Below are 25,976 nucleotides of genomic sequence, written 5' to 3'. Positions count from 1 at the left end.
GCCATGCACCTGTCTGAGCAAAAGGGGCAACGCGGGTTAATTGGCGCATTTGTACGCAGTGCCGCCTACGAGCGCCGTTTTTTAGCCAAAAATCCATGGGATTTAAGCATGGTGGTCTGGATACCCCTTGCGACCGTGTTATTGATTTGGTGGATTTTTTCAAACATACAAATCACCGATTTGCCCATTGGCGTCATGGATAACGACCGCGGCCCTGTTGCCAATACTGCGGTGCGTTACTTAGAAGCCAATCCAAACCTGACCGTAAAGCAGCTTTATCATTCGCCAGCAGCGGTAGAAGCGGCACTGTTGCAACGTGATGTTTATGCGGTGGTCATTATCCCTGAGGATTTCTCGCGCAATATCTCATCGAGTAAACCTGCGCCCATCGTGCTACAAGTAAACGCACAATATGGCACGCATTCTGGCATTATCCAAACCAGCGTGCAGTCCGTAATTGGGACGCTATCGGCGGGCGTTGAGATACAACGCTTGGTAAAAAAAGGCATGGCACCATCACAAGCGGCGATTGCTTACTCGCCCATTGGTATTCAGCGCATCAGTTTGTTTAATGCGGCAACCGATTACCAGCAGTTTTTAGCATCAACGGTCATCCCAGCCCTGCTGCATATTTTAGCCATGGTCATCGGTGCTACGACCATTGGGCGCGAATTACGTGATAAGCAAATGGGCCGTTGGTATGACTTTATTGATAACGGTCAACCTGATTTAACAAACATTCAAAATAATAAAGCCATAACAGCTCCAACCTCTAGCGAAGACGATAAAACCTTTGCCGCGGATAATAAACCTAGAAAAGCCAGTGTTTCGGTTTTGCTTTTTGGTTTATTGGGCAAATACTTTTGGCCGATGCTTGCTTATAGCTTATGGTCAGTTCTGGCGCTATGGCTTGCCACGCCGCAGCAAGCGGTCGCCATTAGCTCTATCATTGCAACTTATATTGGTCTTGTCATACTTATGATGCTGTCTTTTTGGCTTGGCGCGATATTTACCTTAACCTCGTTTTCATTACGCATGGGCTTATCATCGACGGGTTTTATCTCAGCGCCCTCTTATGCCTTTGCTGGGGTGACTTTTCCTTATATCGCCATCAGTGAAAACGCTCAGCATTGGTCAGACGCCCTGCCACTGACCCATTATCTTAAGCTCCACATTGCACAATTACAGATGCAAGCGCCGGTTGCCATCTCTTTATCTATTGTCTATGGACTAGCGCTTGCGACCGTTATTGCTATGTTTATAGCCACCTTATTGAGCAAACGCGCGCTCGCACATCCTGAACGCTGGGGAGCACGCTAATGTCTATGCCATCAAAAGCGTCTTTGCCACAAAAGCAATCTGAAGCAACAAAAAATCAGCCTTCTAACGCAGCATTAAAGGCAAAAAGCCATACGCCATCGCAAAGCTTTTTCGGCAGTTTTTTACAAACCATTAAAGACGTCTTTTCTGATAAAGGTGTGCTGTTATTATTAATGATTGCGCCGATTATTTATGGCTTTTTTTATCCTTGGCCGTACTCAACGGAAGTGGTCAACCATGTGCCAGTCGGTGTTGTCGACCAAGACAACAGTAATTTGTCTCAAACCATCGTCCGCTATGCCAGTGCCAGCCCGCAGCTAGATACCAAGCGCTTTTTAAATGAGCAAGAAGCTCAAGAAGCGATGTGGTCCGATGACATCGCCGGTTATATGATTATCCCAAGCGGACTTGAACAGCAAGTCATGTCGGGTAAAGCGGCAAGCGTCAGCGTACTGGGTAATGGCGGTTATTTTTTGTTAAATAAAAACGTCCAAATGGGCTTTTTGCAGGCGGTCAGCACCGTATCGGCAGGCGTTGAGATTAAAAAAAGCGTGGCGCAAGGGGCGTATGCGGCGACCGCAGCGACAAGTACCCAAGCCGTGCCGTTAAGGATTATACCTTTATACAACCAAACCGAAGGCTACGGCGCTTACGTGGTGCCAGCGGTGTCTATTCTTATTTTGCAGCAAACCCTGTTGATGTCGACAGCGATGCTGATTGGCACTTGGTATGAGCAGCGTCGTCATGCAGCCAGTATTCGCGGCTGGCTTGGCCGTATTGCAGCGCTTAGTATGTTGAGCTTTATTATCGGCTGCTTTTATTATGGCTGGGGCTTTGAGCTGCATCATTATCCACGTGGACAAAATATGCTCGGCAGCTTATTATTTTTGCTGTTATTTTGCCCGACGGTGGCAACGCTTGGCTGCGTGTTTGGCCTTTGGTTCCGCCAGCGTGAGCGCAGCATGCAAATCTTAATTTTTAGCTCGCTACCGATGTTTTTTGTCAGTGGCTATCCGTGGCCTGCCAATCAATTACCAGAATTTTTGCAAATCATCCGCTGGGTGATACCAACAACGCCTGGCATCAATACCTCGGTGCAGCTTAACCAAATGGGTGCTAGCGTGGCGCAAGTCGCGACCGGTTTTTATGCCTTGGCAGGATTGTGGCTATTTTACTTTTTGTTATTGTTACTTTTTCGCTGGCGTACCCAAAACAAAAATGCCTTTTAAAAAACTGCCTTTTAAATTTAAAAACACAAATACTCAATTAAAAAGACGGCTGCAGCCTTTGTTTTATTAAAAGTCGCTTTATTAAAAAACGCCAAAAAAAAGCGCCTACTTAATAAGCAGGCGCTTTTTTATTACTCTTGCTTTACGCAGTTCAAAACGAAAACGATGCGTTAATAATCGTGTGCTACTGGCATAAATTTTCCTTGCTTGCTGCTAGACAGAGGCTACGAAAAATTCATCCCAGTAGCACTTTATCGGTTCTACAGTGAATCGACTATATCTTATCGTTAAAACACACGATTTAAACCATTGAGGGCTGCGACGCGATAGGCCTCTGCCATCGTTGGGTAGTTAAAGGTTGTGTTAACAAAATACTCGAGCGTGTTATTGCACTTCATCACCGCCTGCCCGATATGAATAATCTCTGAGGCGTGATTGCCATAGCAGTGAATACCTAAAATCTCAAGCGTCTCACGGTGGAACAAAATCTTTAACACGCCCGAACGCTCACCAATGATTTGCGCCCGTGCCAGATGTTTAAAGAATGCCTGCCCGACTTCATAAGGGACTTTTTCATCGGTCAGCTCTTGCTCAGTCTTACCGATACATGAAATCTCAGGAATGGTATAAATACCCGTTGGCACGCTTGATACTGGCTCGGCATCACTATCGCCAACCATAAATGCCGCGGCACAGCGACCTTGGTCGTAGGCCGCTGACGCCAACGATGGCCAGCCGATAACGTCACCAGCGGCATAGATATTTTCGACGCCCGTACAATAGGTATCATCCACTTTTAGCTGACCACGGCTATTGGCTTCAAGACCGATGGCTTCTAAGTTCAGCCCTTCTGTGTTACCTGAGCGCCCATTTGACCAAAGAATGGCATCGGATTTGATGCGTTTGCCACTTTTTAGATGCAAGACCACGTAATCATCATGGGTTTCAAGATGATCAATTTCTTCATTGCTACGAATCAGTACGCCAAACTGTCTAAAGTCATGGGCGATGGCATCACTAATTTCGCTGTCTAAATAATTGAGCAATTGATTTTGGTTATTAATTAAGTCAACTTTGTAGCCAAGGCCGGTAAAGATAGAAGCGTATTCACAGCCAATGACCCCTGCGCCATAAATGATGATTTTTTTGACCACATAATCCATTTGCAGAATTTTATCAGAGTCAAACACGCGCGGATGGTTAAAATCTAAAATGTCAGGGCGATAAGGGCGACTACCGACGGTAATAATGGCTTTATTAAAGGTGACGGTTTCAAAGACACCGTCATCCTTTTCGACGCTTAAGGTGTGCGCATCAATAAAGCTTGCCCAGCCATGAATCACATCGATACGGTTGCGCTCATAAAAGCGAGTATGGGTGCTCACCTGGTTGCGTATTACGCGGCGCGCATTGGTCAGCACGCGGTTTAGCGGGACTTGCTGATACTCCATCCCTGTCGTAAACATAGGGTCACGGCGGAAACTAATCAGGTTAAACACCGATTGACGCAAGGCTTTACTTGGAATCGTACCAACATGGGTAGAGTTGCCGCCAACCTGCTCGCGTGGATCAATTACCGCTACCTTTTTGCCAGCCTTGGTCAGCTTCATCGCCGCCGCTTCACCAGCAGGCCCTGCGCCTAAGACAACGGCGTCATACTCATACTTATGCTTGTCGCCTTTGATACGCTGCGAGTCTTTGGTAAAAGGGGTTTTGATATCGATACGGATATCATCGAGTGGATTGACCAAGTCAGGGTGATGCATGATGTCTTCAGTGACTTGCTCATGGGTTTGCTCAATTTTTGCTTTTTTAGTTTTACCCACCGTATGCTCAGGGTTTGGTGCGCGGCCGCTCTCTTTGTTGGACACCTCGGTATGAGTATCTTTGCCAGTGTCATTGGTCGCGTCGCTTATCGGTTTGCTTCCCATCGTATCCTCTTTATTAATTGGTGAATCTATGTGTTTTTTAGGCTATGAATGTCTACAGTTATCTAGTACAGATATTTAGAAAGTTAGGCTCATAGCGCTAAAGCGTGCCTACCATACGTTGTGATAGGATATTTTGCAATCATCACTACAATGACACTATTGATATAGCCAACACCATAGCCGTTATCTATTATTCTGTAATGATTAATCCCTTTAACCGATACGGCGTTTAAGACCCGTCATCTGCAAGATACGGGTAGCAATCTCTTCAACAGACATCTCAGACACATCAAGGCTTGGAATGCCTTGCGAGATATAAATGCCTTGTATCGCCCGCTGCTCTTGCTGGCATTGCTGATAGCTCGAATAACGACTACCCGCTCGGCGCTCTTGGCGGATTTTTACTAAGCGATCGGTGTCGATCAATAAACCAAACAGCTTATCCTTGTGCTCGCGTAAGGCTTTTGGCAATTGATTGTCGTTTAAGTCTTCTTCGGTTAACGGATAGTTTGCTGCTCGAATACCAAATTGTAGCGCTAGATAAAGTGACGTCGGTGTTTTGCCAGAACGCGAAACGCCGATAAGAATAATATCTGCCGCATGATAATGACGGGTGCGCGCCCCATCATCGTTATCTAAGGCAAAATGCACGGCATCAATACGTTCTTTATAGGTTTCAGAATCAACGTTGTCATGAGCATGACCCGCATGCGCGTCCGGCTCAACGCCCGTTTCTTCTGCTATCCGGCCAATTAAGCCTTCATACATATCCAAATTACAGCTATGCGCCGAGTTGATTTTTTCACGAATATCAGGGCTGACAATGGTATCGAATACCAATGGCAGCAAACCATCGCGCTGATAGGCCATATTGATTTGTTCGACGGCATCTTCGGCACGCTCTAGGCTGTCAACATAAGGCAACACTCGCGTCTCAAAAGGCACAGAGGAAAATTGACTTAAAATAGCGCGTCCAAGGGTTTCTGCGGTAATCGCGGTACCATCGGAGATAAAAAATGCCGTTCTGATATTTTGGTCGTTATCAACTTGCAATGCTTGTTTGTTTTGAATAGTCGGTTTGGCTGGTTCGATCGAATGGTTTACGAACATAACGTGAACACCTTGGTTAAAACCTCAATAGTAGCCTTTGCTTAACGCGAAGAAATCTTTAATAAATTATTATTTATGCCCTATATTATACGCACAATAGCGGCCTAATAGAAATCAATGTTACAGGCGTACACTTAGCTATGTGCATATATAACTAGCCTATATTAAAAGCTTTTATACATTAAAAGGCTCTGTATAAAGGAAGGTTTGGTATACAAGCTTTTACTGCAAAAACCCGCCATGTTTCCATTTTTACTATACTCTAGCAGGCAAATATTACGACCGCCTCTAGCAAATATGTAGCAAACGCCACAATTTGTATCTTTTTGACGAATTATTTGACTCTAGGTATCGAATTTATGCAAATATAGGGGTATAATCGACCGTTATAATCTTTACTAAATAACCTTATTTTCTGGAGTTATCATGGCAGCGCAATCTACAGCACTTGTAATCAATCTTGATCAGCTAGGAAAAGACGACATTGAGATGGTTGGCGGCAAGAATGCCTCGCTTGGCGAGATGATCAGCCATTTATCTGATTTGGGTGTCAGCGTTCCAGGTGGCTTTGCGACCACTTCAAATGCGTTCAATCGCTTTTTGACAGAAACAGGTCTGCTCGACAAAATCAATAACGAGCTGAAATCACTTGACGTGAACGATGTCAACAAGCTTGCTGAGACGGGCAAAAAAATCCGTACGTGGATTATTGAGCAAGAGCTGCCAAGTGATCTTGAGCAAGAAGTGCGCCAGGCGTTTGAAACCATGAGTGGCGGCGAAGACATCGCGGTTGCGGTGCGTTCTTCTGCCACAGCTGAAGATTTGCCAGATGCCTCATTTGCCGGTCAGCAGGAAACGTTCTTGAACATTCGCGGCATTGATAACGTCCTAATTGCCATCAAAGAAGTATTTGCCTCGCTATATAATGACCGTGCGATTTCTTATCGTGTGCATAAAGGCTTTGAGCACGAAGGCGTTGCTCTATCTGCTGCCGTTCAGCGCATGGTACGCTCAGAAACGGGCGCGGCGGGCGTTATGTTTACCCTAGATACCGAAAGCGGTTATGATCAAGTGGTCTTTATCACCTCAAGCTACGGCCTTGGTGAAATGGTCGTGCAAGGCGCGGTGAACCCTGACGAATTTTACATTTCTAAAAAGTTGCTTGAAAATGGCAAGCCTGCCGTTATCCGCCGTAATCTTGGTAGCAAGCATAAGAAAATGATTTATGGTGATGAAGGTAGCACCAAGAAATCAGTCAAAACCGTCGATGTCGAAAAACAAGACCGCATGCAGTTCTCTTTAACGACAGAAGAGCTAAACTCACTCGCTAAGCAAGCCATGACCATTGAAAAGCATTACGGCCAAGCGATGGACATCGAGTGGGCAAAAGACGGCGACAGCGGTGAAATCTTTATCGTCCAAGCTCGTCCAGAAACTGTTAAGAGCCGCCAAGACAGCAATGTCATGGAGCGTTATATCATCAATACTGGCGACGCTAAAATCTTATGCGAAGGTCGTTCAATCGGTCAGCGTATCGGCGCTGGTAAAGTGCGTATCGTTAGCAACTTAAACGAGATGGACAAAGTAGAAGACGGCGACGTGTTAGTCTCTGACATGACAGATCCGGATTGGGAACCAGTGATGAAACGCGCCTCTGCTATCATCACCAACCGCGGTGGTCGTACCTGTCACGCGGCTATTATTGCCCGTGAGCTTGGCGTGCCAGCAATCGTTGGTTGTGGTAATGCCACTGAGTTATTGGTTGATGGTCAAGACGTGACGGTTTCTTGTGCTGAAGGTGATACGGGCTTTATCTACGAAGGCCAGATTGATTTTGATGTACAAACCAACTCTGTTGAATCTATGCCAGAGCTGGCGTTTAAAGTGATGATGAACGTTGGTAACCCAGATCGCGCCTTCTCATTTACCCAAATGCCAAACGAAGGTATCGGTCTTGCGCGTTTAGAGTTTATCATCAACCGTATGATTGGCGTGCATCCAAAAGCGCTACTAAACATGAACAGTTTGCCACGTGAAATTGCTCAAGCCATCAATGAGCGTATCGCCGGTTATGCTTCACCAGTTGATTTTTATGTTGATAAGTTGGTTGAAGGTATCTCAACGCTTGCTGTTGCCTTTATGGATCAGCCAGTTATCGTGCGTATGTCTGATTTTAAATCAAACGAATACGCGAACTTACTTGGTGGTAAACTGTACGAGCCATCAGAAGAAAACCCAATGCTTGGTTTCCGCGGTGCAAGTCGCTACGTTTCTGACAACTTCCGTGACTGCTTCGAGCTTGAGTGTAAAGCGCTAAAACGCGTGCGTGACGAGATGGGCTTGACCAACGTTGAGATTATGATTCCATTTGTCCGCACCGTTGCCGAAGCAGCTGAGGTCATCGAATTACTCGCGAAAAATGGTCTAAAACGTGGCGAAAATGGCCTGCGCGTCATCATGATGTGTGAGCTCCCAACCAATGCCCTATTAGCAGAAGAGTTCCTAGAGCACTTCGATGGTTTCTCAATCGGCTCAAACGATTTGACTCAGCTCACGCTTGGTCTTGATCGTGACTCAGGTATCGTCTCACATCTGTTTGATGAGCGTGATCCTGCGGTTAAGAAGCTATTATCTATGGCAATTGAAGCTTGCCGCAAAGCGGGCAAATATATCGGCATCTGTGGTCAAGGCCCATCAGACCATCCAGATCTTGCCTTCTGGCTCATGGAACAAGGTATCAGCTCAGTGTCATTAAACCCTGACTCAGTGTTAGATACTTGGTTCTTCTTAGCAGGTGAAGAAACAAAATAAGCCGTTACGTCACAGCGTTGATTCAAACAGTCATTTAAGATACAAGCATTAGGGTCTATTTGATTTTTTCAAATAGACCCTAATATAATGTATCATCAAAAGTAATTTTAAAAAATGACTTAACAAAGTAGCTTGAAAACGTGACTTAAAAACAGTTTAAAAAGTAACAGTTTAACAAGAGAAAGTTTAAAGAGAAAACGTTTAAAAACAGCGACTTAAGTTATGACTAACTATGTAGGCAATTATGCAGATTTTCCTTGCTCGAAATAACGTCCAAGCTGGTCCATACACGTTGGATCAGCTCAATATTATGCTCGCCTCTGGTGAAGTGGTATTAGATGATTTGATGTGGCATGAAGGCCTAGATCAGTGGCAGCGTGTTGGCAGCTTAACCAACAATCAAACTTACTACCGTCCTGCGCCCATATCGTCAGCGGATGTTAATGATTCTATTATTAATAATGTGACGGTATTCCCAGAAGATTCTAATAGCCACACGGGTCAAGATAACAAATCTGTATCGTTAGATAGATTGTATGGTAAGCCTGAGCGTCCGGCAGAAAATGCCAAAAACACTAAGCTGGATATGACGACCAACCGTCAATACACCCCAAGTAACAATGTGTCATTGAAAAAATCTGGCACTACCAAAAACATCTCAGTCAAAGATAAAGTCGTCGGTGATGTCGTGCTTGCGCCGGTTATGTCGCGGGTATTAGCAACCGCACTTAATGGTTTACTCTATGTATTGGCGATTTTCCCACTGGTTATGGCGTTAACCAAGATGAACGTGGATTATACCAAGTTTCAAAACATCCAAGATATGGACGCTGCGTATCAGTATTCCATGACACTGATGGAGAGCATTCCTAGTAGCACCTTGATGATGTCACAAATCATGGTGTTTGGTTTATTTGCGCTGCAGTTGCTATTTATAATGTTGCGCGGGCAATCACTTGGTAAACTGATTACCGGTATCCGCGTCGTTGATCAAACGACCCATCGCCTGCCATCTTTTACCAAGCTTATCGGTATGCGTACCTTGTTGCTGTTTATCATTTATAACTTATTATTTTCCTTTACCAGTTTTTTAGGTTTTGTGGTCATCGCGGTGCATTATTATATGGCCTCAAAAAGTCCTGAAAATATCGGTTGGCATGACAAACTGGCTAAAACCTTGGTGGTCAAAGCGGATAGCAGCCAGCTAGTAAAAGAGTCAAAAGTAAAATAATGGCTTTATAGCCTTATTATAAAATCGAGCGCTATAAAAAAGATTGTTAGAAATATCACAAGGTTATATGAAAAAGCGGCGTTTATACGCTGCTTTTTTATTGCTAAGAAAAAACTTCTTACTTTTATTATGCTTTTATCGTTTATTAACAACCACGCCGCGATTAATCTTTGTGTTAAGCGCTTACTCCTGTTATAATACGGCGCTTTATAAACTAAGCTTATTGCCTATTGTTTTTTATAGAAATCGATAAAATTTGGGCTTACCTTATAAATCTCCTTGCTATTAACATAGGGTTAATAGCTACTAATCCGTAAGGAGTCATAATGCGACATTACGAACTGGTGTTACTTGTACACCCAGACCAAAGCGACCAAGTGGTTGGCATGGTTGAACGCTATATCAAGTTGGTTCAAGACAACGGCGGTACGATCCATCGCCTTGAAGATTGGGGTCGTCGTCAATTGGCTTACCCAATTAACAAAATTCACAAAGCTCACTACGTTCTTTTCAACATCGAAACTGACGGTGACACTTTGGCTGAACTTGAAGAATTATTCCGTTATAACGACGCGATCATTCGTAGTCTAGTTATGCGCCGTGACGAAGCTGTCACTGAAGAGTCGCAGTTAGCCAAGAATGCCGATGAAAAACGCGCACGCAAAGCAACGACTCGTCGTCCAGACAATCGTGAAAACGACGACAACGACAACAGTGAAGACTAATTAAAGGAGAATACTCATGGCACGTTTCTATCGCCGTCGCAAATTCTGCCGTTTCACTGCTGAAGGCATCTCTCACATCGATTATAAAGATGTTGAATTGCTAAAACAGTACATCAGTGACAATGGTAAAATCGTACCAAGCCGCATCACCGGTACGTCTACTAAATATCAGCGTCAGCTAGCCACTGCTATCAAGCAAGCTCGCTATCTTGCGCTACTTCCGTATACTGACAACCATCAGTAATTTAACCGTTAACTAGGAATGACTCATGCAAATTATTTTGTTACAGCGTATCGTCAACCTTGGTAAACTCGGTGAAACTGTCGATGTAAAACCAGGTTACGGACGTAACTTTCTTATCCCTCAGGGCAAAGCACTACCTGCAACTAAAGCAAACATTGAAAAGTTTGAAGCACGTCGTGCTGAGCTTGAAGCTGAAGAAGCAAGAGAAGTAGCGGTTGCTCAAGAACGTGCTGACGCGTTAACTGACGTTAATGTTATCATGCGCGCCAAATCAGGTGACGAAGGCAAGCTATTTGGCTCTATCGGTACTCGCGATATCGCTGAAGCATTGACTAACTCAGGTCTAGAAGTTGACCGTGCTGAAATCAAGCTACCTGAAGGCACCTTGCGTCAAGTGGGCGAATACAATGTTGATATTCAACTACACCACGACGTTACTGCTAGCATCTTAGTGACCATTTTATCTGAAGATGGCGACATCGAAGACGCAGCTGAAGAAGTTGAAGACGACAACGAAGATTACTCAGAAGAGTAAGCTTTAGTAGCAGTCTAAAAAAGCCAGTAACGTCATGTTGCTGGCTTTTTTTATGGTTAAAATTTGCTGCGTTTGCTAAGTAGGTATTTTCTTAACAAAAATTACAATCGTATATCTCAGCAATAAATAGTAATAAATCACCTGCACAACCTATACCTAATAATAAAATACTGCTCATAAAGTCATATTCAATATTATCAATGTAGTTGCTATCCTAGCTGTATTTAGCCACAGATAAAACGGGACAATATGATAAACACTGATGATAAATTAATATGCATCCAAGGTAACCAATTTTACACAGAAGGTGAAATCTATACCGTCGGTAGAATTGTCAATAATAAATACTTCCAGATATTGACTGGCGATAATAACAACCATTGGTATGCAACCTTAGATGATAAAGGTATCTACGTCAGTTTTGATTCGATGAGCGCCAAAGACAATAAAGCGTGGTTTGATAAAATAGATTAAAAGATTTTTATTGATGAATTGATGAATTGATGACAGACAAGTTGATATAAAAGGTAGAGCAAGAAAGGAAGTTAAAATAAATCAAAAAAGGCATCATCCAAAAAACTGATCATGATAAATGGTCAGTTTTTTTTGGTTGAAAATTTAGTTGGCGACGCTCTAGATAATTGACTGGTCGTGGCCACTCAGTAGCTATTTTTGGTACTTCTTGCCCAGCGACAAACATACTAGCAGCATTTATCCAGCCCGCATGACCGATCACTAGTATTGGGCTATCTTTACTATTTTGCACATTTTGCATAGTTTTTTGCATAGCCATTTTATTTAACCACGCCTCGGTACGGTTAAATAACTGCTGTAGGCTCTCGCCATCTTCGGATGCAAAATCCGTAAAATCATCACACCAGTTATCAATTTCTTGCTTGGCAATTTGTGACCAAGGCTGACCGTCCCACACACCAAAATGAATTTCCGCCAGGTCAGGGGCGACATGGTATTGAAAGCCGCGCTGCGCTAGTATTTGCCCAACTTTTAAGGAGCGCTGTAGCGGGCTAACCCAAACTACTTTTGGTAATTGATTCAAACGCACGAAGCGCTGTATTTTATTGGCAAGGCGTTTGAGTTTACGTTTATCGACATCAATGTCAGTTTGTCCGATGCAAAAGCCATCTGCGCCGATGGGCTTTGGATGGCGCCAAACATAAAAAACCATTTGCTAACATTATCCTTTTTTAACGTTAACTTAGATAAAGGCGTTCGAGGCAGCAAGCCCGATATAAATAGCAATCTCACTTAGCTGCTGTGTGGCACCCAAACCATCGCCCGTATAGCCATTTAAGCGCCTACGTAATAAACGGCGCATATAATCTGTCGCTACGATGCCTAGCAATAAAGCCAATGACCATTGCCAAATACCAATCTGCTGCACGGTATTAGGAAATAAAAGCATGACTAACACGCCAGCCAATATAAGCCAACCACTGCTGAGCAGTCCTTGTAATGGCGTCAGCTGCTGCGCCATCGGCTTGGCTTTGGCATGCTCAATCTCGCCGCCATAAGGCAATAGCGCAAGCAAGCTAATACACAATAAGCGTGAAGCGGTATGACCAATAATTAGCGCCACGATAGCCACCGATAATGGCATAGAGGCCAATAAGCTGATTTTAAGTAGTAGCGCTGAAACCAAACCTAAAACACCATAAGTGCCCAAGCGCGAGTCTTTCATAATCTCTAAAGTACGCGCGCGGGTCAGACCACCGCCAAGCCCATCGCAACTATCGGCAAGGCCATCTTCGTGAAAAGCGCCAGTCAGCTTAATGCCAAACGCAGTACTTAGCACCGCCGCTACCAAAGGCGTAAATAAAGGGCTGCTAAGCCAAAACACGCCAGCACAAAGCAGCCCAACCAATAAACCTACCGCAGGAAAATGGCGACTACTCTCATGAAGCCATTGCGGATTGTAATTGGCAAATTGCGGTACGGGCAGACGCGTTAAAAACTGCACAGCGACTAGCAATAGACGCCATTCATACTTTATAGAGTGAACAAAGGTTAATCTAGGCGCAGATTTCTGTGGTAAATCTGGTTGATTTAACGAATGGTTTAAAGGTTGTTTTGATGGCTTTTTTGATAATTTGGACATTAGCTATTTTGTCCACTAATACCGGCATCATTAAAGCTTGCCATCTCATTGATAATGGCACAAGCCGACTGTAATAATGGGTAGGCAAGCGCTGCACCGCTACCCTCGCCTAGGCGCATACCCATATTGAGTAAGGGCTCAGCATTAAGCAGTTTTAGTAAGTGCGCGTGTCCCGGCTCGACCGAATGATGAGCAAAGATAGCATATTGTGCAACACCGGGCGCTAAGCGCTCAGCCGCCAACAACGCGCTACTGGCAATAAAGCCGTCGATTAGTAAAATACGGCGCTCACTGGCAGCTTGAATCAGCGCCCCTGCCATCATGGCAACCTCAAGCCCGCCTAATGCCGCGAGTACGTCAAATGGTGCTTGCACGTCACTATGCTGCGCTAATACTTGCGTTAAGATATTCGCCTTATGCGCTAGCCCTTTATCGTCGAGACCGGTACCGCGACCGATGCAAGCATCAATCGGTATATCGCCCAATCTTGCCAGCAAGAGGCTCGCCGCAGAGGTATTGCCAATACCCATTTCCCCCACAATTAATAGATTGCCTGCTATACCCTTGACAATATTCATGCCATTTTCTAACGCGGCTAGACATTCTGCGGCTGTCATGGCGGGCTCGGTTAGCGCGTCGCGGCTACCGTGACGAACTTTATAATCAAGCAATTGCGGATGGTCTTTAAAAGGAGAATTGGTAAAGTCGGCATCGACACCAGCATCGACCACTTTTAGCTCAATATTATGCTGACGGGCTAACACATTGATGGCGGCGCCGCCTTGCAAAAAGTTATAAACCATCTGCGCAGTGACGGCACTAGGATACGCGGATGTGCCATGCTTGGTTAAGCCATGATCGGCAGCAAACACTCGGATTTGTGGTTGCGTAATTTGCGGCGTGGCCGTACCTTGAATCATACCTAACTGCACAGCAAGCGTTTCTAAGCGTCCAAGGGCGCCAAGCGGTTTGGTCTTTTGGTCGATAATTTGTCGTAACTGCTGACGCAGCTCGCTGTTTTCTATATTTGCAATCTTAGGCGCTATAATCTTAGGCGCTATAATCTTAGGCGCTGTCAATGTGTTCAGTGTCTTCAAGGATACCATCCTAATTGTTATACGTTAAAGCAAAACCCACATACTAGCAGAGTATCTAAGCTTTACCATGAATAAAATTAAATATGAGCCGAATAGGCTCCCTAGCAGGGTGGATTTACTATAGAATATGTCCCTTTAAAAATTCGTATTACTATTGATGTTAAGCTAGCCCTCAATCAGTGCAGGCCATATGAGTTGCATGAATAGTAATAAGACATTAACCACTATATAGAGACAGTAATGATCGTATTTTGGCTGCTGCTGACCATTCTTTTTATTATTTTTGCCACTGCAAAGCTAAAGTGGCATCCTTTTTTAGTGTTGATATTATCTGCCTTTTTGGTCGCACTATTTTATCAAGTACCGCTTAATACGGTTGCAAAAACCATCTCTGATGGCTTTGGCGGTATCTTAGGATATATCGGTCTGGTGATTGTGTTTGGTACCATTATTGGCTTAATCCTTGAGAAAACAGGCGCCGCCATCGTTATGGCAGAAACGGTCATTAAAGTTTTGGGGCCACGCTTTCCTACTTTGACCATGTCTATCGTCGGTGCTGTCGTATCGGTACCCGTATTTTGCGACTCAGGCTATATCATTTTAAACTCGTTAAAAGAGTCTTTAGCTGAGCGCTTAAAAGTATCAAGCGTGGCAATGAGTATTGCCTTAGCGACCGGCTTATATGCCACCCATACCTTTGTGCCGCCAACACCCGGACCGATTGCCGCAGCAGGCAACTTGGGGCTTGAGTCAAATTTAGGCTTGGTCATCATGGTCGGTGTTGTCGTCACCGCCGTTGCGGTACTTGCAGGCTGGCTGTGGTCCAATCGCTTCCTTAACGCCACCCCTGACAATATCGATGCCCTTGATGCGGTCGCTGTGCCAGACAATATAAAAACTCGCGACGACTACAGCAAACTGCCATCAGCAGCCATGGCGTTTTTACCTATTATCGTACCAATTGTCTTGATTTGCTTATCGTCTGTTGCCAATTTACCCAGTACACCATTTGGTAGCGGCACATTAACTGATATTCTCATATTTATTGGTAATCCGTTAACCGCCCTATTGATTGGTTTGTTTTTATCATTCTTACTGATTAACACTGAGCAAAAAACGCAGCAAATCAGCGATAGTATCGCGCAAGGCTTGGTAGTTGCGGCGCCTATTCTCTTAATTACGGGTGCTGGCGGCGCGTTTGGCGCTATGCTAAAAGTCACGCCCATCGGCGATTATTTGGGTACGACGTTATCCGCGCTAGGGCTCGGTATTTTTATGCCATTTATCGTCTCTGCCGCGCTTAAAACAGCACAAGGTTCAACCACCGTTGCTTTGGTTACCACTTCAGCGATGGTCGCGCCATTATTAGGTCAAATAGGTCTTGATAGTGAGCTTGGCCGCGTATTTTGTGTGATGGCGATTGGTGCAGGCGCGATGACTATCTCGCACGCTAATGACAGCTTTTTTTGGATTGTTAGTCAGTTTAGTCGTATGAGCGTGGCGCAGGCTTACAAAGCCCATTCTATGGCAACGGGTATTCAAGGCGTGACCAGCATTGTCTTTATTTGGTTATTAACTTTGGTATTTATCTAGCGCCCTATTTAGTTTATTAAAAGCTAAATTATTAAAAGTTAAGTTATTGAAAAATAAGTTATTAAAAAAAGATGTAAGAGCCATTTAAAGAGAAAGCCATGAAAATTTTAATCGCCCCTGACTCATTTAAAGAAAGTGTAGAGGCACTAGATGTCTGTCACGCGATCCAGGCGGGATTTCGTCAAGTGTTTCCTGAGGCTGACTATAAGCTGTTGCCGATGGCAGACGGCGGCGAAGGGACTTCAGCAGTGCTTTCTTATGTGTTAGGTGGACGCTGGAAAGAAGTGCGCGTCCATGACCCCTTAATGCGTCCGATTCGCGCAAGATATTTATTACTGCCTGATGCAACGGCGGTCATCGAAGTCGCGCAAGCTTGCGGTTTACATCTATTGACGGTAGCAGAGCGCAATCCTGTCATCGCTAGCAGTTATGGTGTCGGCGAGCTGATTGCGGATGCTTTAGAGGAGGGCGTCAAGCGCATCATCATAGGCCTTGGCGGTAGTGCCACCAATGATGCCGGGCTTGGTATGCTAACGGCGCTTGGTATGACGTTTTATGATGGTGATGACAATATGTTAGCCCAAGGCGGCGGCGCGCTTGCCAACTTGCAACGACTGGATGCGACAAGCTTTCATGCCAGCGTGTTGGACACAGTATTTGAAGTGGCCTGTGATGTCACCAACCCTCTATGCGGCGCGTTGGGAGCTAGCGCGATATTTGGTCCTCAAAAAGGCGCTAGTCCGCAGCAAGTCAGTGAGTTAGATAAAGCGTTAAGTCATTTTGCCAGTGTATGCGAGCAGCACGGCTATCAACGCCATCAAGAGATAGCGGGGGCTGGCGCAGCAGGTGGACTTGGCTATGCGTTAATGAGCTTTTGCCAAGCGGAGTTAAAATCCGGTTTTGATACAGTGGCAAAAGTGGCCAATTTATCACAGCATATCGCCGCTGCAGACTTGGTCATCACTGGTGAAGGCAAGCTTGACGCTCAGTCTGCGATGGGCAAAGTGGCGGGCGGTATTAGCCAAATTGCCAAACTAAGCCATACGCCAGTCATTGCTATTTGCGGCAGTGTTGATGGGCTAAAACCGGCTCAAACCAGTCAGTTTGATGTCATCATGCCCAGTATCCAAAAGCTGGACACCCTCGATAATGTCTTTAAAAACGCTTATAACAATATTGAGACTACTGCTACTAATATTGCCACGGCGATAAAATTGGGTCAAATTATAAAATAATGGATTGCCGCTAGTTGCTAACCCATAAAACAACAATCGGGTTGCTTAACAAGCAAAGCATGCTAGTATTTAAAAGAGAGTTAAACCGATTTTCGCGCTACTTTATGTATAAACAACCATTATCAAGGATGATAAATGACTCAATTTAGCCCAACAGCGACTTCAATCAATAATATCAATGAAGCAGTTATTATCAGAGAAGTAGATGTTAATTCAAACGGTGTAGTCACCTTGACCCTAAACCTTCCCAAAGAATTTAACGCTTTATCTGTTGAGCTACTTTCCGCCATGCAATCAGAGCTAGACGATATCGCGCAAGATAGCAGCGTACAAGTAGTAGTCATCGCCGCCAATGGCAAAGCGTTTTGTGCCGGACACAATCTAAAAGAGATGCGTGCTAATCCTGATGAGACCTTCCAGCGTGATCTGTTTCAAAAATGTAGCCAAATGATGCTAACCATCAATCGTATGCCGCAAGTTGTCATTGCCAAAGTACAAGGTGTCGCAACCGCAGCAGGCTGCCAGTTAGTCGCAGCCTGTGACTTGGCAGTGGCCTCTGATAATGCTAAGTTTGCTACGTCTGGGATAAATGTAGGGTTGTTCTGCTCTACGCCAGCTGTTGCGGTCAGTCGCAACTTACCTCGCAAGCAAGCGTTTGAAATGCTCATCACTGGTGAGTTTATCGATGCCCATACTGCCTTAGATCAAGGTCTAATCAATCGTGTGACAAGCATTGAGCAGTTAGACAGTACGCTACAGTCTTTGATCAGCGCTATCATATCCAAATCTTCAGTGGCCATTAGAACTGGCAAAGCCATGTTTTATAAACAACTGAATATGGAATTGGCCGATGCGTATGAATATGCGGCTGAGGTGATGACGTGCAATATGATGGCGGCTGACGTCAGCGAAGGCATCGACGCCTTTTTCGAAAAACGTCCTGCGCTATGGAGAGGATATTAGCTGTCTTATCCCTATACTAGAGCGCAAAAACTGTCTCTAGTATGATATTTAGCTAAATAGAGAGCTGGACAACAAGTAAACTACTTAAAATAGTAGTCGCCCATTTTAGCGCTTTAGTTAGCGAGCAATTTTGCCAATAAATCGCTTATCTCGGCCTTAAATTCTTTATCTTCGATTTTATTAGCGCTAATTTTGGCACTTTGTAGACTTTTGATGGCGGCATCGGTTTGTCCCAATTCAATTTGCAGCTCAGCCATAGAAAAGGCAATCGATGCTAAATGGTCTTTTGAATTTATCACCGCGGCTTTATCTAACGCTTTTTGATAGATAACCAGCGCTTTATCCAAATCCTCGGTAAAGTCAGCCAGTGTCTCCCACTGCTCAGGATGGTCTTTATCGCTTTTCTCGTTTTCGATGCACAAATCTTTTAGTTGCCCATATAGCGCATCAAAGGTTTTTTGATCGTTTTTACTGTCCGCTTCTAGCAGCTTTTCTGCTAACACATAAATGGATTTATATATCTTGGTATTAATCATGATGGTGGCCTTATTTATTTGCACGTCAATTACGTTAAATGGGGTTGATTATAGTCTACTTTGTATAATTAGCGCATAGAAAAGGGCGTGATATCAATATCACGCCCTTTTATTTTATCTAATCTTCAATCTAAGCATGCAAAACAAGCGTTTATTCAGCAGCGATAACGGTAATTTCGACCAGTAACTCAGGACGAGCCAGCGCCGATTCGCCACATGCGCGCGCGGGTGGCTGGACACCTTCAAACCATTTATCCCACACTTCATTCATCGCCGCAAAATCCACCATGCTTTTTAGCCAGACGGTCGCTGAGAGCATTTTTGATTTATCACTGCCAACTTCTTGCAGCAGTTTTTCGACTTTCTCTAGGCACGTTAAGGTTTGCGCTTTGATGTCATCTTCACTATTACCGACTTGGCCGGACAGATAAATGGTCTGGTTATGAATCACAATTTGACTCATACGTTGGTTACTATGGAGCTTTTGCATGGTTATTGTCCTTAATTTTTATTTAAACGTTACTTGGTAAGAAGTTACTGAGAAAAACGCTCGGCGCTAAAGGGTTTAATATCAACCAATAATGGCTTGTTATGAATCATCTCTTCGACAAGGCGACCTGTCGTTGGTCCTAAAGTAAAACCTTGATGGCTATGACCAAAGGCAAACCATAATTTATCGTGCTGCGGTGCAGGGCCAATAACTGGCTTCATGTCCGGCATACAAGGACGTGAGCCTGCCCATGCTTCGCTCTCAACGGCGTCTTCGAGCGGCAGAATTTTGCGCGCAAATTTTAATACGGTATTTAATTGGCCAAAGTTCTTTGGCGCATTCATGGTGGTCATCTCAGCACCCGTGGTAATACGGATACCTTGCTGCATTGGCCCCATCACAAAGCCTTTATCCATATCAAACATACTATGGTTGATGGTGTTTTTTTCTGTCACTTTAAAATGCTGATGATAGCCGCGCATCGGGAACAACGGCAAATCATAGCCAAGCGGTTTAATTAAATCGTTCGACCAAGGTCCTGCGGCAATGACCAGCTTATCACTATAAAAAGTGTCGTTGTCGGTAATGATTTTCCAGCCATCTTGTTCTTGTACAATTTCATTTACGCTGCTTTCTTTAATGGTACCGCCCATTTCTTGAAAGTTTTTAGCGTATGATTTCACCAATAAGCTTGGGTTTGACACCTGCCAAGAGTTGAGCCAATGAATCGCACCAACGAAGTCGTCAAAATTAGCGCTCGGCTCCATCGCTTTTAACTCTTCAATCGTTAAGACAGTGTGTTCAACACCTTGCTCACGGTCTTTAATAGCGGCAGCAATGGCTTCTTTTAGCGTTTCTTCAGAGCGATGCAGCTGCAACCAACCTTTGCGGCTAATCAAGTATTCAGCCCCAGAGGCTTCAATCATGGTTTGGTGCTCGCTGGTGCAATGCTCAATCAGCGTCTGCCATTCGGCTTCTATTTTTTTGACTGATGCAGGCGTCGAGTATTTCCAGTACTGCAATAACGCCTGATGATAACGCAAAAGCGCTGGAATGCGATAGCGAATATCGGTGCCTTGATTGGGCAGTACGCGTATCATCTCAGACAGCTGACGCGGAAACGGATGGGTATGAATCGCCTCGCGTTGAATCAAGCCTGCATTGCCGTATGAAGTCTCAGAGCCCGGTAGTTTTTTGTCTAAAAGTAAAACTTCGGCGTTATTTTTTTGTAGATGCCAAGCAACTGAGGTGCCGACCATACCTGCACCGATAACGATAACTTCATAGCGCATAAAATGTCCTTTTTTTAAGGTCTTAATACAAAGTATAAAATATAAGAATTAACAGATAAGGTAGTCATAGTAACGCATTGCGCGCAAGATTAAACCCTTAACCTATAAATATTTTTACTATCCAATACTTTTGGTTATACATTAAATTAAAAGGTATTTTTGCTAGGAATAATGAAGGGCTGATTAAAAAATACGCACGTTTTGGATGGGTAAAATGTGATGAACCAATTAATCACCACCAAATCGGATCTTCACTCGCTAGCGTCTCTAACAGCTTCTTGCCTGTCTCGACCGTCAACTTATCGACAGGCAGCTCCGCGATAAACCTTGATGGCTTATCGAAATAACCTGAGTAGCTTGAGAAATAATCGGGCGCGGTTAAAAAAAGCCTGCTTTTAGCACGGCTACAAGCAACATAAAACAGCTTACGCTCTTCTTCTAACTCTTCAAAATCACTGAGCGAGCGATAGTGCGGCGTCATACCATCGACGAGAGAGTTGACAAATACCACTGGCCACTCAAGCCCTTTGGCACTATGAATGGTCGAAATGGTGACTTTATCATTACTATTTTCGTCTTTTTCAGGCTCGCCTGCGGTGGCAACAGAATCATTAGGCGGATCGAGGGCAAGATTTTCTAAGAACTTATCGAGGCTGTCATATTCTGTCGCTAGGTTTTTTAACACACGGAAATCTTCACTGCGCTCGCGCCAATTCTCTTCAATCGTTTTTAACACAGGAGTATAAAACGCTAAAATCAGCTCAATCACCATTTCAACCGATTCTGCCTGACTGGCTTTGGTCAAAGTCGCATGCAGTGATTTAAGCTGTGGGCTTTTCTTTGCAAATGATGGTGCTAATAGCGGCTCGAAAGTGTTGTTGTTAACGTTACTATTAACATCGCTATTCACATTATTATTTACATTGCTATCGGCATTAATCGCTTGGGTCAAACGCGTCGCCGTCACTGCCCCTACCCCTTTAAACAAGGTTAAGATACGGTGCCATGCAATGGTGTCATTTGGGTTATAAAGTATTTTAACAAAGGCTAAAACGTCCTTGATATGACGCCGCTCAATAAAGCGAATGCCACCTACGACGATAAAGGGAATATTGCGCTCCATAAATTCAAGCTGAACGTAGTTGGATTGAAAAGACGTGCGGCACAAAACAGCAAAATCCTGATAATCGTAATCTGGTTTTAATTCGATGATTTTATCGGCAATATATTTTGCTTCCTTTGTCTCATCACTTAAACGGCGAAAAACTGGCCTAATGCCTTCTATAGATGCGCCCGAGTACAGCTGCTTTTGATAGCCTAACGTGATTTGCGCCGATAAAGCATTGATATAATCAAGCACCGCTGGTGTGCTGCGATAATTTTGCTCTAGCTTAATCAGTTTTGCTTCAGGGTAGCTCTCGCCAAATAATAAGATGTTTTCATGATTGGCACCACGAAAGGCATAAATACTTTGGTTGTCATCACCAACCACCATGAGCGACACTGATGCTGGCGCACAAATAAGATCAATCAGCTCTTTTTGCGGAATATTGGTGTCTTGATATTCATCGACCATGACATAACGATACTGCTTTTGTAGTAGCTTTCGAAAGGTATCATTTTGCTTTAGATGCCGCACCACTTGGCTGATGATATCATCAAAATCGTATAAATGATTAGCACGCTTATATTCATGAAAGTCGACGGCCAATTGCTCGATAACTGGAATGTGCACGGCAATATCAGGATAACTGCTTTCTATTAGGTCGCGAATATGAATACGGCGATTTCTAGAGGTCGAAAAGATATTTTGCAAGGTTTTTTTGCGCGGAAAGGCTTGATTGGTTATTTTAGTTGGGTACTTTTTTTCTTTATTAATCAAATCAATCGCGTCTTCACTATCGCCCGTATCTAAAATGGTAAAGCGCGGATTGATACCAAGTAGCCCAGAATATTGGCGCAATAGCATATTGCAAAATGAGTGAAAAGTGCCGCTGGTGATGTCGTTTAACGCTTTGCTATTTATGCGGTCATTGTCAATAAGACGACTAGCCAGCAATATTTTAGCGCGGTTTTTAATCTCATTTGCCGCTTTACGGGTAAAGGTTAAGAGCAAAATCTCTTTTGGTGCAACGCCATTTTCTATCAAATAGCTGGTTCTATAAGTCAGGGTTTTGGTTTTACCAGAGCCTGCACCAGCAATGACCAACACTTTGCCTTCTGTCGTGGTAGCAGCCAATAATTGGTTGGGATTCAGCTCACTAGCATAATCCACTTGCAACCCTAAGTGGCTGGCGAGCCGTTGCTCTAATATTTCACTATCGGCATTTATCAAGTTGGCCTCGAGCTTTTTAATCGCCTGCTCGAGCCGTCTAAGCTTGGGTTTCATGTCAACGAAATTTTGCGGATAATGATAATGGTGGGTAGCAAAAATGGTGGTCATTGTGGATATTGCCTTTGATTACGTTTGACACGCAATTTATTATAAAGTGAAAGATATGGATAGATGGTAGCTTAGCATAATAACAAACTCTGAAAAGACCGCTGATAATAAGTAAAACCATGCTACTTAATCAGTATAACAACCTCACCCATTTTGACTGAAATTTGCTACAATATGCCCAATTTTGAGTTACTCTTTTACCAAGCTTTATAATGACTAAATAGCAAGTCTGTTATAGGCTGATTTTATTAATATATTGAGAGCATGTTATGGGTTTTAATTGCGGCATCGTCGGTCTACCAAACGTGGGTAAATCCACCCTGTTTAACGCCTTGACCAAAGCGGGTATCGCCGCTGAAAACTTTCCGTTTTGTACTAAAGATCCCAACACCGGCATCGTACCTGTGCCAGATCCACGCCTGAAAAAACTGGCTGATATTGTTAAACCCGAGCGCATCTTACCAACGACGATGGAGTTTGTAGATATCGCAGGTTTGGTTGCAGGCGCCTCAAAGGGCGAAGGCATGGGCAACCAGTTTTTAGCCAATATCCGCGAGACCGATGCGATTGCCCACGTGGTACGCTGTTTTGATGATGACAACGTCGTCCACGTTGACGGCCGCGTCAGCCCAATTGATGACATCGAAACCATCAATACCGAATTGGCATTGGCCGATTTAGAAGCCGTTGAACGCGCCATTACCAACCTAAGCAAAAAAGCCAAAGGCGGCGATAAAGACGCCACGGCTATGCTTGATGTGTTCAAAAAAATTGAGCCGTTATTGGCTGAAGGTAAAGCGGCGCGCGGTGCTAATTTGGACAAAGACGAGCAAAAACTAATCAGAAGTTATGGTCTGATTACCCTAAAGCCAACGATGTATATCGCTAACGTGAGCGAGGATGGTTTTGAGAATAACCCATATCTAGATGCCGTCCGCGACTACGCCACGGGCGAAGATTCTATTGTCATTGCCCTATGCAACCAGATCGAATCTGAAATTGCGCAGCTTGACGAAGAGGACAAAAAAGACTTCTTAGCTGAAATGGGTATGGAAGAGGCTGGCCTTGATCAAGTGATTCGCGGCGGATATGATTTGCTTGATATGCAAACGTATTTTACCGCAGGTGTCAAAGAAGTTCGCGCGTGGACAGTGGCTGTTGGTGCCACCGCTCCTGAAGCCGCTGGTGTGATTCATACCGATTTTGAACGTGGCTTTATCCGTGCTGAAGTGATTGCTTATGATGACTTTATCGAGTACGGCGGTGAAAAAGGCGCAGCAGCAGCAGGTAAATCACGCCTAGAAGGCAAAACCTATATCGTGCAAGATGGCGATGTGATGCATTTCCGTTTCAACGTCTGATTTTTAATGCCTAGTTTTTAGCGTTAAATAGCGAGCAGCTTGTTTACACAGTCTTAGTAGAGAACAACCAAAAGCCAGCCGCGTTGCTGGCTTTTTTTTATTATAATAAAAATAATAGTATAAGAAGCATCAGCAAATTATTTAAAAGTAACCCCTGTAAAAAACGATAAAAATAATGGATTATAAGTTATGACTCATGTTAACCAGACGCTTAACCCAAGTGCACATTGGGCAAAGCTATTTAGCGCCCAGCGTTTAGGCAGTAAACAAAAAGCGCCCGCCGAGGACAGCGCGCGCTCCTCGTTTCATAAAGATTACGACAGATTGGTATTTTCGCATTCATTTCGTCAGCTTAATCAGAAAACCCAAGTTCATCCCTTAACCAATCAGCTTGGTATTCATACGCGTTTAACTCATTCGCTAGAGGTTTCTTGTATTGGGCGCTCGTTGGGCATCATGGCGACAGAAAAGCTGCATGATAAGCTGGGCGGCGGCTTGCCAAATGGCGTCGCGCCCGCTGATGTCGGCGTCATTGTGCAAGCGGCCTGCCTTGCGCATGATATTGGTAACCCGCCGTTTGGTCATGCCGGAGAGTACGCCATTCGTGACTGGTTTATACATCCTGAGCGGCAAAAGGTTTTGCAAAATTTAAACAGCAATGAGCAGTTAGATTTGCTTGCTTATGAAGGCAACGCGCAGGGATTTCGCATCCTTACCCGCAATGAGCATCATCCTGATTTGGGCGGTATGCGTTTAACTTGCGCCACTTTGGGCGCGTTTATGAAATATCCTTGGCTTGCAGTGCATAGCAATTCTATTTATCAAGACAGCCCTATTTATCAAGACACTTCCGTTTATCAAAGCAGCCCCATCACCCACATGCAAAAATTTGGCTGCTTTTATAGTGAGGCGGCGCAGTTAGAGGAACTGGCAGCAACGTTAAGCTTGCCATATTCAAAGCAACACGATGGCTATGCTCGTCATCCACTGGCTTATTTATTGGAAGCGGCAGACGATATCTGCTATGCGCTGATAGATTTGGAGGATGGTATCAATTTGAATATGCTTACCTATGCGGAGGTGGCGGCTATCTTTTATGAATTGGCTGGTGAGCGTCCTGATAGCCTTGATTTACCAACTCAAGTGTCGGTCAGGCAGCATTTGGCATCGCTGCGGGCACGGGCAATGATGCGTTTGGTCAATGCCGTAACCGATGCTTTTGTGGCCAATAGTGATGCTATGCTGGCAGGGACGCTACAGGGCAGCCTGTTTGCGCATTGTGATGTGAGTGTGCAAAGTGGTATCAACCGAGCTAAGCAATTGGCACGCGAAAAGATATTTAATCATCCAAGCAAAGTACGGATGGAGCTGATGGCCAATCAATGTCTGCAGCGCCTGCTCGATGCTTTTATGCCACTCGCCTGGATAAGTGAGATAAATGCGCCCAGCGCGCCGATGACGCAAATGTCCTTTGAGCAGCAGCGCCTGCTAGGATTGCTCAAGCCGCATCTCGATGAAAATCGTCGCGTTTTATCCCACAATATCTATGACAATATGCTCAATGTCTTAGATTTTATCACCGGTATGAATGACCATGAAGCGTATCGATTGGCGCAAGAGTTACAAGGACACTGGGGCACCATCGTCTAAGTGCCAAGACTAGCGAATAAATTATCATGGTTAACGACGTATTTTATTCGTATTTTTACAATGA

At 44.4% G+C, this 25,976-nt stretch carries 22 protein-coding genes; 13 read left to right on the top strand and 9 right to left on the bottom strand.

The annotated features are described in order from the left end of the window. The first annotated feature begins 3 nt into the window (after positions 1-3). Both B4240_RS06295 and B4240_RS06290 read left to right on the top strand, forming a co-directional pair. Entirely contained in the window at positions 4-1,320 is a 1,317-nt protein-coding gene (locus tag B4240_RS06295) for an ABC transporter permease (RefSeq protein ID WP_296237562.1), read from the top strand. Next, the gene (locus tag B4240_RS06290; RefSeq protein WP_296237560.1) at positions 1,320-2,549 is read left to right on the top strand and encodes an ABC transporter permease; all 1,230 of its coding nucleotides are present in this window, start codon (positions 1,320-1,322) and stop codon (positions 2,547-2,549) included. Before B4240_RS06295 ends, B4240_RS06290 begins: the two co-directional genes overlap by 1 nt. 287 nt (positions 2,550-2,836) lie before the next feature. Here B4240_RS06290 and sthA read toward each other — a convergent pair whose 3' ends face one another. Both sthA and ppsR read right to left on the bottom strand, forming a co-directional pair. Beyond that, positions 2,837-4,480: a Si-specific NAD(P)(+) transhydrogenase gene (gene sthA, locus B4240_RS06285; protein ID WP_296237559.1), complete on the bottom strand. Its 1,644-nt coding sequence runs from the start codon at positions 4,478-4,480 to the stop codon at positions 2,837-2,839. A 213-nt stretch (positions 4,481-4,693) separates the two neighbouring features. Then, complete coding sequence (gene ppsR, locus B4240_RS06280) at positions 4,694-5,590, bottom strand: posphoenolpyruvate synthetase regulatory kinase/phosphorylase PpsR (protein ID WP_296237557.1); 897 nt, start codon at positions 5,588-5,590, stop codon at positions 4,694-4,696. A 426-nt stretch (positions 5,591-6,016) separates the two neighbouring features. Here ppsR and ppsA point away from each other — a divergent pair, with 426 nt between their 5' ends. The 6 genes from ppsA (at position 6,017) to B4240_RS06250 (ending at position 11,610) form a co-directional block, all read left to right on the top strand. Further along, positions 6,017-8,401, top strand: a complete 2,385-nt coding sequence (gene ppsA / locus B4240_RS06275; RefSeq protein WP_296237556.1) for a phosphoenolpyruvate synthase — start codon at positions 6,017-6,019, stop codon at positions 8,399-8,401. Between the two features lie 244 nt (positions 8,402-8,645). Continuing rightward, the gene (locus tag B4240_RS06270) at positions 8,646-9,632 is read left to right on the top strand and encodes an RDD family protein (RefSeq protein ID WP_296237554.1); all 987 of its coding nucleotides are present in this window, start codon (positions 8,646-8,648) and stop codon (positions 9,630-9,632) included. Between the two features lie 326 nt (positions 9,633-9,958). Next, the gene (gene rpsF / locus B4240_RS06265; RefSeq protein WP_296237553.1) at positions 9,959-10,357 is read left to right on the top strand and encodes a 30S ribosomal protein S6; all 399 of its coding nucleotides are present in this window, start codon (positions 9,959-9,961) and stop codon (positions 10,355-10,357) included. 16 nt (positions 10,358-10,373) lie between these two features. Then, entirely contained in the window at positions 10,374-10,601 is a 228-nt protein-coding gene (gene rpsR / locus B4240_RS06260; RefSeq protein ID WP_296237549.1) for a 30S ribosomal protein S18, read from the top strand. Positions 10,602-10,626: 25 nt separating this feature from the next. Next, the gene (rplI, locus tag B4240_RS06255) at positions 10,627-11,136 is read left to right on the top strand and encodes a 50S ribosomal protein L9 (protein ID WP_296237547.1); all 510 of its coding nucleotides are present in this window, start codon (positions 10,627-10,629) and stop codon (positions 11,134-11,136) included. Between the two features lie 249 nt (positions 11,137-11,385). Continuing rightward, positions 11,386-11,610, top strand: a complete 225-nt coding sequence (locus B4240_RS06250; RefSeq protein WP_296237545.1) for a hypothetical protein — start codon at positions 11,386-11,388, stop codon at positions 11,608-11,610. Between the two features lie 109 nt (positions 11,611-11,719). Here B4240_RS06250 and B4240_RS06245 read toward each other — a convergent pair whose 3' ends face one another. From B4240_RS06245 to cobT, 3 genes are read right to left on the bottom strand one after another with little or no spacing between them, the layout of a single operon-like run. Beyond that, a complete protein-coding gene (locus tag B4240_RS06245) occupies positions 11,720-12,322 on the bottom strand; it encodes a histidine phosphatase family protein (RefSeq protein ID WP_296237543.1) in 603 nt (200 codons plus the stop codon). Positions 12,323-12,352: 30 nt separating this feature from the next. Next, entirely contained in the window at positions 12,353-13,252 is a 900-nt protein-coding gene (cobS, locus tag B4240_RS06240; RefSeq protein ID WP_296237540.1) for an adenosylcobinamide-GDP ribazoletransferase, read from the bottom strand. Beyond that, positions 13,252-14,349 carry a nicotinate-nucleotide--dimethylbenzimidazole phosphoribosyltransferase gene (cobT, locus tag B4240_RS06235; RefSeq protein WP_296237538.1) on the bottom strand — a complete coding sequence of 366 codons (1,098 nt, stop codon included), beginning with the start codon at positions 14,347-14,349 and terminating at the stop codon, positions 13,252-13,254. Before cobT ends, cobS begins: the two co-directional genes overlap by 1 nt. A 240-nt stretch (positions 14,350-14,589) precedes the next feature. On the opposite strand from cobT, the gene B4240_RS06230 reads away from it, so the two are divergent. The 3 genes from B4240_RS06230 (at position 14,590) to B4240_RS06220 (ending at position 18,140) form a co-directional block, all read left to right on the top strand. Continuing rightward, on the top strand, positions 14,590-15,942 hold the full coding sequence (locus tag B4240_RS06230) for a GntP family permease (RefSeq protein ID WP_296237536.1): 1,353 nt from the start codon (positions 14,590-14,592) through the stop codon (positions 15,940-15,942). Positions 15,943-16,040: 98 nt separating this feature from the next. Beyond that, positions 16,041-17,177 carry a glycerate kinase gene (locus B4240_RS06225; protein ID WP_296237533.1) on the top strand — a complete coding sequence of 379 codons (1,137 nt, stop codon included), beginning with the start codon at positions 16,041-16,043 and terminating at the stop codon, positions 17,175-17,177. A 135-nt stretch (positions 17,178-17,312) separates the two neighbouring features. Then, on the top strand, positions 17,313-18,140 hold the full coding sequence (locus B4240_RS06220; RefSeq protein WP_296237530.1) for an enoyl-CoA hydratase: 828 nt from the start codon (positions 17,313-17,315) through the stop codon (positions 18,138-18,140). A gap of 113 nt (positions 18,141-18,253) precedes the next feature. Here B4240_RS06220 and B4240_RS06215 read toward each other — a convergent pair whose 3' ends face one another. The 4 genes from B4240_RS06215 to B4240_RS06200 form a co-directional block, all read right to left on the bottom strand. Beyond that, a complete protein-coding gene (locus B4240_RS06215) occupies positions 18,254-18,676 on the bottom strand; it encodes a tetratricopeptide repeat protein (protein WP_296237528.1) in 423 nt (140 codons plus the stop codon). A 151-nt stretch (positions 18,677-18,827) separates the two neighbouring features. Further along, positions 18,828-19,166, bottom strand: a complete 339-nt coding sequence (locus tag B4240_RS06210) for a RidA family protein (protein ID WP_296237526.1) — start codon at positions 19,164-19,166, stop codon at positions 18,828-18,830. 44 nt (positions 19,167-19,210) lie between these two features. Next, positions 19,211-20,458: an NAD(P)/FAD-dependent oxidoreductase gene (locus tag B4240_RS06205; RefSeq protein WP_296237525.1), complete on the bottom strand. Its 1,248-nt coding sequence runs from the start codon at positions 20,456-20,458 to the stop codon at positions 19,211-19,213. A gap of 232 nt (positions 20,459-20,690) precedes the next feature. Then, complete coding sequence (locus B4240_RS06200) at positions 20,691-22,901, bottom strand: ATP-dependent helicase (RefSeq protein WP_296237523.1); 2,211 nt, start codon at positions 22,899-22,901, stop codon at positions 20,691-20,693. Positions 22,902-23,170: 269 nt separating this feature from the next. On the opposite strand from B4240_RS06200, the gene ychF reads away from it, so the two are divergent. Continuing rightward, the gene (gene ychF, locus B4240_RS06195; protein ID WP_296237521.1) at positions 23,171-24,262 is read left to right on the top strand and encodes a redox-regulated ATPase YchF; all 1,092 of its coding nucleotides are present in this window, start codon (positions 23,171-23,173) and stop codon (positions 24,260-24,262) included. A 189-nt stretch (positions 24,263-24,451) separates the two neighbouring features. Next, the gene (locus B4240_RS06190) at positions 24,452-25,912 is read left to right on the top strand and encodes a deoxyguanosinetriphosphate triphosphohydrolase (RefSeq protein ID WP_296237518.1); all 1,461 of its coding nucleotides are present in this window, start codon (positions 24,452-24,454) and stop codon (positions 25,910-25,912) included. Positions 25,913-25,976: the final 64 nt, after the last annotated feature.

The sequence above is a fragment of the Psychrobacter sp. UBA5136 genome (assembly GCF_002414005.1).
Taxonomy (GTDB): Bacteria; Pseudomonadota; Gammaproteobacteria; order Pseudomonadales; family Moraxellaceae; genus Psychrobacter.
This window is presented reverse-complemented; position numbering and strand designations above follow the sequence as displayed.